The sequence below is a fragment of the Sphingomonas sp. Leaf343 genome (assembly GCF_001423765.1).
Lineage (GTDB): Bacteria > Pseudomonadota > Alphaproteobacteria > Sphingomonadales > Sphingomonadaceae > Sphingomonas.
The window spans coordinates 79748-91063 of sequence record NZ_LMPG01000017.1 but is presented as its reverse complement, the minus strand read 5'-3'; the positions used below and the strand labels follow the sequence as shown (position 1 = coordinate 91063).

The 11316-nt window shown below is 67.7% G+C and carries 6 protein-coding genes; 4 read left to right on the top strand and 2 right to left on the bottom strand.

The features are described 5' to 3' along the window. Positions 1 to 270: 270 nt before the first annotated feature. Both ASG07_RS16750 and ASG07_RS16745 read right to left on the bottom strand, forming a co-directional pair. The gene (locus ASG07_RS16750; RefSeq protein ID WP_236694762.1) at positions 271 to 2010 is read right to left on the bottom strand and encodes a M14 family metallopeptidase; all 1740 of its coding nucleotides are present in this window, start codon (positions 2008 to 2010) and stop codon (positions 271 to 273) included. 81 nt (positions 2011 to 2091) lie between these two features. Continuing rightward, positions 2092 to 4293 (bottom strand): TonB-dependent siderophore receptor, encoded by a 2202-nt coding sequence (locus tag ASG07_RS16745; RefSeq protein WP_443024617.1) that lies wholly within the window; start codon positions 4291 to 4293, stop codon positions 2092 to 2094. Positions 4294 to 4454: 161 nt separating this feature from the next. Here ASG07_RS16745 and ASG07_RS16740 point away from each other — a divergent pair, with 161 nt between their 5' ends. From ASG07_RS16740 to ASG07_RS16725, 4 genes are all read left to right on the top strand, one after another. Next, entirely contained in the window at positions 4455 to 5240 is a 786-nt protein-coding gene (locus tag ASG07_RS16740; RefSeq protein ID WP_055849694.1) for an ABC transporter ATP-binding protein, read from the top strand. Continuing rightward, the gene (locus ASG07_RS16735) at positions 5237 to 6676 is read left to right on the top strand and encodes an ABC transporter permease (RefSeq protein WP_055849690.1); all 1440 of its coding nucleotides are present in this window, start codon (positions 5237 to 5239) and stop codon (positions 6674 to 6676) included. Before ASG07_RS16740 ends, ASG07_RS16735 begins: the two co-directional genes overlap by 4 nt. Further along, a complete protein-coding gene (locus tag ASG07_RS16730; RefSeq protein ID WP_055849728.1) occupies positions 6673 to 7935 on the top strand; it encodes an ABC transporter permease in 1263 nt (420 codons plus the stop codon). The genes ASG07_RS16735 and ASG07_RS16730 overlap by 4 nt, the downstream gene beginning before the upstream one ends. Positions 7936 to 8281: 346 nt before the next feature. Then, entirely contained in the window at positions 8282 to 11230 is a 2949-nt protein-coding gene (locus ASG07_RS16725; protein WP_055849688.1) for a TonB-dependent receptor, read from the top strand. The last annotated feature ends 86 nt before the right edge of the window (positions 11231 to 11316 follow it).

Here is an 11316-nt window from a genome sequence, read left to right as displayed (position 1 = left end):
CGAAATCGGCAAAACAGGCACCGGAGACGAGGCCGACATAGCCAGATCCGATCATCGTGATGCGCATAAAAACCCCTTGTGCAGGCGCAGATCACAGCCAGAGCGCACCTCTTGTATCGCGGCAATTCGCCTAGCTGGAAAATCGGCGCAAGGTTAAATTGCAGGGGGCCGGTACCGCCTGAGGACTCCCGAAGCCGGAGAACGCCTGTTCAAAGCGGGCAGCGGGCCTGGATCGAAGCTCACCGGTAACGCCAAAGGTCATGCTCGAAACTACCGTTCGCGCCTGACCGGATAGCCCGAATGAGCCGGGCCGCCCGCCGGCAAACGATCCCACAACCAGCGCAGCCGCGCCTCCGCATCCGCGGCGAACGCCGGGTCCGTCGCCAGCTTCGCCTCGAACGCCGCCCTGACCGGGTCATCCTGCGCGAGCAGCGCCTCCGCGACCGGCGCGCGCACGAAATCCTCCGCGGCGGGCGGGGCCGACAGCATCTCCGGAAAGAACCCCCATGCCAGGAAGGAATCCGGCGCTTCCGGTTCCAGCAGCGCCGCGGCGAGCAGGCCCAGCGGCTGGTCGGAGGATACCCGGATCGTGCCGGCGGGCAGCGTTTCGGTGACCGCGTCGTGTGCGAAGGACGCCTTTACCGGCAGCCGCCCGTCCTGCGCGCGCTGGACGGCCGCATCGCGCACGCGCATCCGGTCCAGCACCAGCGTGCGCGGGCTTGCGATCGCATCGAAGCGGATGCCGTGCAGGCGCAGCCGGTCGATCACCTCGACCTGTTCCGGCGGGACCCACCACGCGCGGGGCAGCGTCACCGTGTCGACCGGGTCCTGCCCGATGACCGGCATGCGGAACGTCACCGGCCTGCCCGTCCAGCGCTGTTCCATCCGGCCCGTCGCCGGCGAGCGATACGTGTCGAACGCGATGCCCCTGAATTTCTCGATCCACCCGATCGGCCGCGCGGCGGGTGTCCAGCGCGTCAGCATCGTCGCAGGGCGGCTGGCGCGATCGGTCGCCTTGGCCGCGGCGATACGGTCCCGATCCTGCGCCGCCAGCGTCAGCGCCGCCTCCAGCAGCACATAGGTGCCGAGCACCCGCTGGCGGTAAGGTTTGAGCATGTGGTTCTCGACCAGCACCGTCGGCACGCCGATGAAGTCGCCATAGCCGGTCGAATAGCGCGGCCCCTCCGGTGCCTGACGGATGCCCTTCATCGGATCGCGCGTGTCGACCGGGCTGGGATAGATCGTCGGGACATGCCCTGCCCGCTCCAGCGCGGCGGTCGCCTGCGGGCCGAAACGCGTCATCAGCCAGTCGGCGGTCGCGCGGTGATAGGCGTAGCGACCCCAGCCGGCATAGGTGAAGGTGATGTCGTACTGCATGTCGAAGCCGTCGCTGACGTGGCAATCGACATAGAGGATCGGATCGAGCCGGCGCAGCAGCGCGATCATCGCGCGCGTCTCCGGCGCATCGGCCTTGGCGTAATCGCGGTTCAGGTTGATGCCACGCGCATTGGCGACCTCGCCCTTTTCCAGCGGCCCGCGCAGCGCCGGGAAGTTCCAGCGGCTCATCCGTTCGTGCCCGTCGATATTGTAGATCGGCACGAACACCAGATCGACATGATCGAGCAGCGCGTCCTTGCCGCGCAATGCGATGTCGCGCAGCAGCATCAGGCCGGCATCCTTGCCGTCGATCTCGCCCGCATGGATGCCCGCCTGCACCAGCACGACGGGCTTGCTCCCGCCCCTCTTTCTCCCCTTGCTGGCGCGCACCATCAGCAGCTCGCGCCCCTGCGCGGTGCGGCCGAACGCCTCGATCGCGATCAACGGCGAGGCGGCGTCGAGCCGCTCCAGCCACGCCCGCGTCTCGGCATAACGCGGCGTCGTCGCGAAGCCGGCGCGTTCGGCGGGGGTGATCCACGGATCGTCCTGCGCGACGATCAGCCGTTCGCTCGCCCCCGACCACGGCAGGGCGGGCGGCAGCACGGATTGCGGCAGCGCGGGCGCAGGGGGCATCGATTGCGCTGTCGCGAACGATGGCCCCAGCACAGCAACGGCGGACGACAGGATTTGGGCGAAACGCATCATATTACCCGGTCAGAAACGGGCGCGCAGGCCGATCGTGGCGGTGCGCGGCGTGCCCGGCTGCACCCAGACCGGCGAATAGCTGTTCGCATACCAGTGTTCGTCGAACAGATTGGCGACCGACCCGAACAGCTCGACATCGTCGGTCACGCCGATCTGCCCGAACACGCGCACCAGCGTGTGCGACGGTAAGGTGAAGCCGGTCCCCGTCTCGCCGCTGCGCCGGCCCAGATACTGGAGGCCCGCCCCCAGCATCGCGTCGCGCTGGCCGAGCGTGAAGCGCTTCGTCGCCTGCACGTTCAGATTGTGATCGGGGATGTTGATGAGCGGATCGCCGGGTTCGATCTGGAACGAGAAGTTCGGGTCGAGCACGCGCGACCGCGCCTCCGCATCGGTATAGGCATAGCTCAGCAACAGGTCGACGCCGTCCGGCAGGCGGCCGTTGAGGTCGAGTTCGACGCCGCGGCTGCGCGCCTTGCCGATCGCGACCGAAAAGCCGGGGTTGAGCGTGTCGGTCGCCAGCACGTTCGACTTCTGCAATTGATAGACCGCCAGCGTGCCGGTCAGCCGCCCGCCCAGCGCGGTCAGCTTCACGCCCGCCTCGATCGACCGGCTCGTCTCCGGTTCGAACACGTTGCCGGTCGCATCCGCCCCGATATTGGCGCGATACCCCTCCCCGTAGGCGGCATAGAGCGACAGCGGCGCGGTCAGTTCGTAGACGATGCCCGCCTGCGGGCTGAAGCGGCTGCGCCTGCGCCGGCCCGGTACGCTGGTCAGGCGATTGTCCACGCGCAGCAGGAAATCGTCGTACCGCCCGCCGATCCGGACCTGCAACCGGTCGGTCAGGCTGATCTGGTCCTGCACATACGCACCGGCGGTGCGCTGCACGTCGAGCCGGTTGGTGGTCGGCGTCGTGACCGGGACCGGATACCGGCCATAGACCGGGTTGCGCAGGTCCAGCACATAGCCCGCGCGGTCCGTCGTGGTCGCCGTCACCACGGGGCCGCGATAGCGGGTGAACATCTGGTCGGTATCGAAATAGTCGAAGTCCCCGCCCGCCAGCACGCGGTGACGCAGCGGCCCGGTCATGAACTCGCCCGCGATCTCCGCGCGCAGGACGCTGTGTTCGGACGTGTAGCGCCGCGTCCGCCGCTGGCGCGACAGCGACCGGCCGTCGACATACAGCTTCTGGCGCGACCGCACCGTCTCCGCATCGGACGACGCGCCGGTCAGCAGCGTGTCGCGGTGGCTGGCCCCGACCAGCAGGCTCCACGTGTCGCTGAAATCATGCTGCAGGCGCAACTGGTGCCCGGTCGCGCGCGCCACGGTATCGCCATCGCCCGGCTCCCCCAGGAAGCGCGAACGCGGTACGGTATCGAAATCCCCGTTCAGCACGACGATGCCACGGTCGAACGGCACCTCCACCCGCGTCCATTCGAAATCATAGGTCAGCCGCGTGGCATCGCCCAGTCCGACGCCGATCGACGGCAGGAATCCCCAGCGCTTCTGCTCCACCGTGTCGCGGAACGTGTCGCCGCTTTCGGCATAGCCGATCAGCCGCGCCGTGACGTTGCCGGTCAGCGCCAGATTGGCGTCGCCCTCCGCCCGGACGGTGTCGAAGCTGCGATACTGGAGCGAGGCGGTGCCGAAGCTGCGGCCGAGTTCGGCCTGTTTGGTGACGATATTGATCGATCCGCCCGGCTCGCCGCGCCCCAGCACCGCCGCGGCCGGCCCCTTCAGCACCTCGACGCGCTCGATCCCCGCCACGTCGCGCTGGCCGCTGAACCCGCGCCCGGCGTTGAAGCCGTTGACCAGATAGCCGCTCGGCAAATTCTCGTCGCCGACGAACCCGCGCACGGCGAAACTGTCCCACAGTCCGCCCAGCGTATTCTGCCGGACCACCGATGCGTTCAGGTCCAGCGCATCGGTCAGCCGCAGGATCGCATTCTCCTCGATGATGCTGTCGTCGATCGTCGCGATCGCCTGCGGGATCTCGCGCAGCGCGAAATTGCCGCGATAGGGCTGGCGGACGCCGGTGACGGTGATCTCCTCGTGCTCCCGGCCGGCCCTTTCGTCGGGTTGCTCCGGCCCCGATCGGGCGAATGCCGGGCAGGAAAGCGCGACGGCGAGCGGAGCACCGGCCAGCACGGCGGTACGCATGGAACGGCGCAAGTGAATATCCCCTTCGGCAACACGATATCGGCCCCGCCGCATCGGGCCGGAGCGGGCGCGCTATGAGGGAGATGATGTAACATCGTCAATGATATCTTGTTACATCTTTTGCAATGCGGCATGTGGCCCCGGTTGCAACGCCGAGGTTCCCGATGACGACGCCGCCCCTTTCTTCGCCTCTCGCCCCGGACGTGGCTTCGGACATGGCCCCGATCCTGATCGACGCGCTGACGCTCGCCTACGGCGCGCATGTCGTACTCAACCGGCTGTCGCTGGCGGTGCCGGCGGGCAGCATCACCGCGCTGCTGGGCGGCAACGGCGCGGGCAAGTCGACCACCCTGTCCGCGCTGCTGGGTTTCACCCGCGCGCAATCGGGCACGATCGCAGTGTGCGGGATCGATCCCGCCGCCAGACCGGACGAGGCGCGTCGCCGCGTGGCGTATCTGCCGGAGAACGTCGCGCTCTACGACCATCTCTCGGCGGTGGAGAATGTCGATTACCTGCTCGCGCTCTCAGGTCAGCGGCCCGGCCAGCGGCCCGGTCAGCGGGCCGGCCAGCAAGCCGGCCGGCGCGGCGGCCGACGGCAGGAAAACGCCGCGATCGTCGATGCGCTGGCCGCGGCGGGGTTGCAGGAACGCGCATGGCACCAGCGGCTCGGTGGTTTTTCCAAGGGGATGCGGCAAAAGGTGGCGATTGCGGTCGCCTTGCTGCGGCAGGTGCCGGTGCTGCTGCTCGACGAGCCGACATCGGGCCTCGATCCCCGCGCCACCGCCGATTTCAACGCGCTGCTGGTGGCGGTGCGGGAACGCGGCACGGCGGTGCTGATGGTGACGCACGACCTGTTGTCCGCGGCCGATGTCGCCGACCGGATCGCGTTTCTGGAGGCCGGGCGCGTTGCGCACGAAGTGACCGCGAGCGGCCCGGAACGGTTCGACGTGCGCGCGCTTCATGCCCGGTTCCAGCCGGGCGGCGATCGGCTGGCGGCATGAGCGCCGTTCGCCTGATCGCGCGCGACGAATTGCGGATGATGGCACGCAACCGCGTCGCGGTGATCGCTTTTGCGATGCTGGTCCTGCTGACGCTGGTGGCGGTGGCGAGTTCGTGGGCGCACCAAAACGGCGTCGCCGCGCTGCGCGATCGTCATGCTCATGTCGCCGAACGCGCATTCGATGCGCAGCCCGACCGGCATCCGCACCGGATGGTGCATTACGGCACCTTCATCTTCCGCCCGCCGGGGCCGCTCGCCGCGTTCGATCCCGGGGTCGACGCCTATACCGGCAACAGCATGTTCCTGGAGGGGCATCGCCAGAACACCGCCAATTTCGGCGACGTGCGACAAAGCTCGCTGCTGGTACGCTTCGGCCAGTTGACGCCCGCCTTCGTGTTGCAGGCGGTGGCGCCGCTGCTGCTGATCTTCCTCGGTTACGGCGCACTGGCGCGCGAGACCGAGCGCGGCACGCTGCGCCTGCTGATGCTGCAGGGCGTCGGCCGGCGACAGGTGGTGCGCGGCAAGCTGCTGGCGCTGGGTGCGGTCGCGCTGATCGCGGGCGCGCCGGCGATGATCGGGCTGCTGCTGATCGCCGGCCAGCCGGGTGCGTTGATGGGGCCGATGTTCGTCATCGCCTTGGGTTACGCCACCTATCTCGCAGTGTGGGCCGTCCTGATCCTGCTCGTTTCGGCGCTGGCCCGGCGCAGCCGCGATGCGTTGCTGGCGCTGGTGGCGGTGTGGGCGGTGACGCTGGTGCTGGTGCCGCGCGTCGCGCCCGATCTGGCGAGCGCCGCGGTGCCGCTGGCGAACCGGTTGCAGACCGACATCGCGATCGCGCGCGACCTCCGGACGCTGGGCGACAGCCACGATCCCGACGACCCGCATTTCGCCGCCTTCAAGCGATCGGTGCTCGCACGCTACGGCGTCGACCGGATCGAGGACCTGCCCGTCAACTACAAGGGCGTGGTGGCGATGGAGGGCGAACGGATGACCGCGTCGCTGTTCGACCGTTATGCGACCGACAGCTTCGCCGCGCAGGCGCGGCAGAACGGGATCGTGGAGGCGATCGGCCTGCTGAGCCCGGCGATCGCGCTGCGCTCGCTGTCGATGGCCGCGGCCGGCACCGACTTCGCCGGCCATCGCCGCTTCCTCGAACAGGCGGAGGCGTATCGTTATGCCCTGGTGCAGCGGCTGAACCGGATGCAGGCGGAGGGTGTCCGCTATGCCGACGACGTCGCGGTCGATGCGGGGGCGGATCGCCGCAAGCGCGTGTCGGGCGACCGGTGGCGGGCGATGCCCGATTTCCGCTTCGTCGCGCCGACCGGGACCGCGCTGGCCATGGCGGCATTGCCGGGGCTGGCGATCGTGGTCGGGTGGCTGGCGGTCGCCCTCGCCCTGCTCGCGCTGGCGACACGCCGGCTGGGGGCGCGGCGATGACCCTGTTCATGCACGAATGGCGGCTGTTCTCGCGCCAGCGGCTGGCGATGATCGCGCTGGCCTTGCTCGCGCTGCTGACCAGTGCCGCGCTGGTGGCGGGCATCGCCGGGGTGGCGCGCCAGCGGGCTGGCATCGCCGCGATCCCGGCCGCGCAGGCTGAGGATATCGCGGCCGTCGCCGCCTATGTCGACCGCACGAAGGATGCCGGCAGCGCCGCCTATTACAGCTTCCATCCGACCTGGGACGCGCCCGCGCCGCTCGCCTTCGCCGCGCTCGGGATGCGCGATGTCTCGCCCTATATCCTGCGCGTGCGGGCGCTGGGGCTGGAGGCGCAGATCCATGACGGCGACATCTTCAACCCCGAACTGGCGCTTCCCGGCCGGTTCGACTTCGCCTTCGTGCTGGTGTTCCTCGCGCCCCTGTTCGTGATCGCGCTGTTCCACGACCTCGTCTCGGGCGAGCGGGCGGCGGGGCGGCTGCGGACGCTCGACGCTCTGCCGAACGGTGGCCGGGCGCTGTTCCGGCGACGGACGGGACTGCGGGTGGCGTTGCTCTGGGCGGCGCTGGGCGTGCCGTTCGGCATCGCTGCGGTGGTGGAGGGGGTCGATGCCGGCACGGTCGCGATCGTGCTGGCGGTAACCCTCGCCTACCTCCTGTTCTGGGTCGCGCTGACCGCCCTGGCCGGCCGCTTCCGCTGGAATTCGGTCACGAACGCGGCGACGCTGGCAACGACGTGGCTGTTGCTCGTGCTGATCGCGCCGACGCTGGCCAATATCGCCATCAACGCTGCGATCCCCGTCGATCAGGGCGCGGAGATCGCGCTGGCGCAGCGGGAGGCGGTCAATCACGCATGGGATATCCCGCGCGCGGATACGATGCGCCGCTTCTACGCCAGCCATCCGCAATGGGCGGACTCCGCCCCGCTGGGGCCTGAATTCCATTATAAATGGTATCTCGCCTTTCATCAGAACGGCGACGAAAGCGTGCGCGACCGGGTGCGCGCCTATCGCTCCGGACTGGAGGCGCGTGACGCGGCCGGTCGCACTCTCGGCTGGTTCCTGCCCTCTGTCGGGGTGCAGGCGCTGCTGACCCGCCTCGCGCGAACGGACCTTTCCGCGCAGCTTGCCCACCAGACCCGCATCCGCGACTTCCACCGGCGGTTGCGAACCTTCTATTATGGCTATCTCTTCCGCGATCGCCCGTTCGCCAAAGCCGATTTCGACCGCGCACCGCGGTTCGAGGGGCGTTCGGGCGGCTGAGGGATCCGCAGACCCTTCGAATGCGCGGATGACGTCGAATCGGACAGGAATCATGACCGACATAAAGGGCAAGGGATCGACGGGCCCGATGGCTGCTGGTTCCGCGTTGCAAACCACGCTGAGTGGTAGGTGTAATGCCAGAAATTGCTACATCATTGAGAAATAATCGAAAACATTTCGGCGATGAGACGCGCCATTCGCAACATGTTGCCGGAAAGTGACAATCTGCCGGCTTCGTCGCGATGGTGTCACCAAAATCGATTGACAATAAATCCTCTAGTCCGACAAATCGGACGGATAGCAGGACCGCCGGGGAAGTCGCGGCCTGACAGGAGGGGGTATTTCCATGAAGCATGTTCTGCTGCTGGCTTCGGCCGCACCGTTGGCGCTGTTCGCGGCATCCGCATCGACGCCGGCACTCGCCCAGACCGCGACACCGCAGGAACAGCAACAGGCCGCACAGCCCGATGCCGGCGTCGACGAGCAGGCTCCCGTCGCGCAGGAACGTGCGATCCGCTCCGCACAGGGACGCAGCCCCGGCACCCAGGCCACCGAGAATCTCGGCGACGACAGCAATGCCCAGGTCGCCGACGAGGGCCGCAGCCCGGAAGAGATCGTCGTGACCGGCTACCGCGCCAGCCTTGGCAGCGCGCAGGCGATCAAGCGCAATTCGGACGCGATCCTCGACGCGATCGTCGCGCAGGACATCGGCAAGCTGCCCGATAACACCGCCGCGGAATCGCTGGCGCGCGTCACCGGCGTGCAGGTCAACCGCTTCAGCGACGAAGTCAGCCAGGTGCTGGTCCGCGGCCTGCCCGACGTCGCCACCACCTTCAACGGCCGCGACATCTTCACTGCCGAGCTGCGCCGTTCGCAGTTGCAGGATTTTCCCGCGGGCGCGCTCGCCGGCCTTGAGGTCTACAAGTCGGGCACGGCCGACCTGCTCGAACCGGGTCTGGCCGGCCTCATCAACGTCCGCTCGCGCCGGCCGTTCGACTTCACCGAGAAGTTCGTCATCGCCGGCGGTATCCGCGGCACGTACAACGACCAGAACAAGAAGTACGACCCGCTGGGCAACATCCTGGTGTCGGCACGCGGCGACACGCCGCTGGGCGAGGTCGGCGTGCTGGTCAACGCGTCCTACCAGCAGGCGCACTACCGCAACGCGGTCCGCTGGGCGGATGGCTTCGTGACCAACCCCAGCGCCGGCACGACGATCGTCCCGTCATCGGTCGGCCGCAATTTCAAGATCCCGGCCGCGGTCGGCGTCTACAACGACAGCGGCAAGCGCTGGCGGCCGGCCGTCAACGCCAGCGTCCAGTGGAAGCCGGCGTCGAACCTCGAACTCTATTACGACTTCCTGTACCAGGGGTACCGCGGCGACATCGCCAACGACTGGTTCCGCGCGCCGCTGCTCGACAACAACCCGACGCTCAGCAACATCGTCCTCGTCGACGGCAAGCCCGATCAGGTCGAGACGCTGACCAAGACCGGCGGTTTCCGGCCGGAGGCGTATCGCAGCACGCAGCACGGCTACACCAACACCTATCAGGCGGCGGGCGGCGCGAAATGGGATGTCGGCCCGGCGCATCTGTCGACCGACCTCGCCTATACGCGCAGCGAATACGGTTCCGACGAATGGAGCTTCGACACGGCATGGACCGCCGCGCCGCAGGTCGACGTCGATTTCTTCGTGAAGGGCGGGTCGTCCTTCTCCCTGCCCGGCTTCGACGCCGAGAACCCCGCCAACTACAAATGGCGCGGCTATTACGAGAGCATCTACCGCGTCGAGGGCAAGGGCTGGCAATGGCGCGGCGACCTCGACCTCGACACCAACCTGTCGCTGTTCCCCAAGCTGCAGTTCGGCGCACGCTGGACCGATCGCGAGGCGTCGCTGGAGCGCGGCAACCGCTATGCCTATACCGAGACGCTGGGCCTGACGCTGGCGCAGACCCCGGCGCAGCCGCTGGGCCTGACGCAGAACGTGTTCCGCGGCGATCAGGGCTTCACCAGCTGGCTGATGCCGTCCCGCGCCGGCGTGGCGGGCAATGCCGAGGCGCTGCGCCAGTTCTCCTATGACTCGCTGGTCAAGATCGTCGCGGCCAACCCGAACGATCAGGGTTATCGCGATGCGCTGGCCCGGTTCGCGACGCCGAACATCCAGCTCGATCCGTTCGCGGCGTTCTTCGCCGAGGAGCAGACCTATGCCTTTTACGGCCAGACCAAGTACGAGTTCGATCTCGGCGCAATTCGGGTCGACGGCCTGATCGGCGCGCGCGCCGTCAACACCGTCGGCAAATATAGCGGCATCTCCAGCGTCCTGTTCAACGGCGTCCGGGTGTCCGAGCAGCGCGTGACGAGGGCGAACTATGTCGACGTGCTGCCCAACGTCAGCCTGCGCATCCGTCCCGACGACAAGCTGCAGGTGCGTTTCGGCTTCACGATGACGCGGACCAAGCCGGAATTCGGCCAGCTCAACCCGGCGCTGCGCATCGAGCAGAACACGGCCCCGGTGACCGGTCCCGTCCTGCCCGATCCGCGTTTCCCCGCCTCGTTGCAGGGGCGTCCGGTCGCCTATGGCAGCGGCGGCAATCCCGATCTGCAGCCGCTGACGTCGAAGAATTACGACGCGTCGGTCGAATATTATTTCAGCCAGACCGCATCGATCACCGCGGCCGCTTTCTATCGCGATCTCAATGGCTTCATCAACAATTACACGACCCGCACGGTGGACCCGGTCTATGGCCTGATCGAGATCAACCGGCCGGAGAATTCGGGCAAGGGCCGGATCAAGGGCTTCGAGGTCGGCGCGCAGAGCTTCTTCGACTTCCTGCCCGGCCTGCTCAGCGGCTTCGGCGTCCAGGCCAACGTCACCTATCTGAAGGGCGAGAACCGCTTCCCGGCCGCCCTTTTCCAGGCCGCGACCGGATCGACCACGCCGGCACCGTTCGTGACGATCCCCGGCCTGTCCAAGTGGACGTACAACACCGCGCTGTTCTACGAAAAGGGCGTCATCTCGACGCGCCTGTCGCTCAACAACCGGACGGCGTTCCTGAACAACCAGTTCCTGCCGACCGCTGATTTCTACGACGGCGAAGGCACCCAGAATATCGAGCGGCTGGACTTCTCGTTCAACTACACGCCGATCAAGCAGATCACGCTGACGTTCGACGCGGCGAACATCCTGGCGAAGCCGTTCAACAATTATCGCCAATATGCGGACGGTCGCTCCTATCCGCGCGATATCCGCGAAGAGGGCCGCTACTACGGCATCGGCGCCCGCTTCCGCTTCTGATCGACCGGACCACGGGCGGGGTGGGAACCCTGCCCGTGCCAAAGGACGTCGGGATGGCGTTGTCCCCGCGACATATGCGCCATGTT